The 305-nt window shown below is 56.7% G+C and carries 1 pseudogene; it reads left to right on the plus strand.

Features of this window, described 5'->3' with window-relative positions:
* Positions 1 to 227 (plus strand): annotated as a pseudogene (locus RDY34_RS10565) (DNA primase); the annotation flags it as partial.
* Positions 228 to 305: the final 78 nt, after the last annotated feature.

A 305-nucleotide genomic window follows, 5' to 3' on the forward strand; every position in this document is an offset into this window, starting at 1 on the left:
CCCTAAGCGCAAACGGCATGAAGCGGCTGGAGCTTTCAGACGGCATTAAAGAGCTTGCCGTTATCGCAGACCACGACGCACCGCGCCCCGTAGGGGAAACGGCGGCATTAAGCCTGGCAAAACGCGCCCAAAGCGGCGGAATAGCCGTCCGATACTGGATAAGCGGCACGGCGGGCTATGACGCGCTGGACGAATTGAACGACCGCAAACGCAGCGGCAAGGCGTAAAAAATGCCGTCTGAAAAACAGGCGGCATTTGTAGGCGGCAATGGATTATTTATCAAGCGGAAACCAAACGCGGAAAAC

Source organism: Neisseria polysaccharea, from assembly GCF_963392925.1.
In the GTDB taxonomy this organism is placed as follows: Bacteria; Pseudomonadota; Gammaproteobacteria; order Burkholderiales; family Neisseriaceae; genus Neisseria; species Neisseria polysaccharea.